The 1,000-nt window shown below is 46.0% G+C and carries 1 protein-coding gene; it reads left to right on the top strand.

Annotated features, from left to right (window positions below):
- Window positions 1–176 precede the first annotated feature (176 nt).
- Window positions 177–968, top strand: coding sequence for an electron transfer flavoprotein subunit beta/FixA family protein (locus INF29_RS14480; protein ID WP_087989432.1), 792 nt, complete (start codon window positions 177–179; stop codon window positions 966–968).
- Window positions 969–1,000: the final 32 nt, after the last annotated feature.

Below are 1,000 nucleotides of genomic sequence, written 5' to 3' on the forward strand. Positions count from 1 at the left end.
ACCCTTTGGGCGCAAAACAGGTTTTGCGCAAGGAAAAGTTTCATTTTTCGGTTAATAAGCAAGACTTCCGCAAAATGAAATTTTGCGGCAATCAAGTTTAGGTCAAGCCTTTTTAAAGGCTTGCGGAGTGTGAGGCAGAGCCTCACGGTTTGAAAACGAAAGGAGATTCAATCACAATGAAAATTGTTGTATGTATCAAACAGGTACCTGATACCGTAGAAGTTAAAATCGATCCTAAAACTGGCACACTGGTTCGTGACGGCGTTCCTTCCATCATCAACCACGACGACAAAACTGGTATCGAAGCTGCACTGACAATCCGTGAACAGGTTGGCGGCACAGTAACAGTTGTATCCATGGGTCCCCCTCAGGCAGACGTTGCTCTGAGAGAAGCACTGGCTATGGGCTGTGACGAAGCTATCCTGGTTTCCGGCAGAGAATTCGGTGGTTCCGATACATATGCTACATCCGGTATCCTGGCAGCAGCTTTGAAACAGCTGGACTACGATCTGATCATCACAGGTCGTCAGGCTATCGATGGTGACACAGCTCAGGTTGGTCCCCAGATCGCTGAAAAACTGCACCTGCCTCAGGTTTCTTACGTAGAAGAAATCGTAGAAGCAGCAGAAGACCACGTAGTTGTTAAGAGACAGTTCGAAGATGGCTACCACATCGTAAAAGTAAAAACACCTTGCCTGCTGACAGCAATCGCTGAACTGGCAGAACCCAGATACATGTCCGTAGGCGGCGTATTCGACGCTTACCAGAAAGAAATCAAAATCTTTGACTTCAACCTGCTGAAAGACGATCTGGAACTGGATATGATCGGTCTGAAAGGTTCCCCCACAAACGTATACAAATCCTTCACAAAAGAACTGAAGGGTGCTGGTACAGTCCTGAAAGATCTGACAGCAGAACAGGCTGTAGAAGCAATCGTGAAGAAACTGGAAGAAAAATTCATCATCTAATAATGGTTTGCTAAAGCAAACCACCGATGAAA

Origin of the sequence: Anaerotignum lactatifermentans, assembly GCF_014982935.1 — a bacterium.
Taxonomy (GTDB): Bacteria; Bacillota; Clostridia; order Lachnospirales; family Anaerotignaceae; genus Anaerotignum; species Anaerotignum lactatifermentans.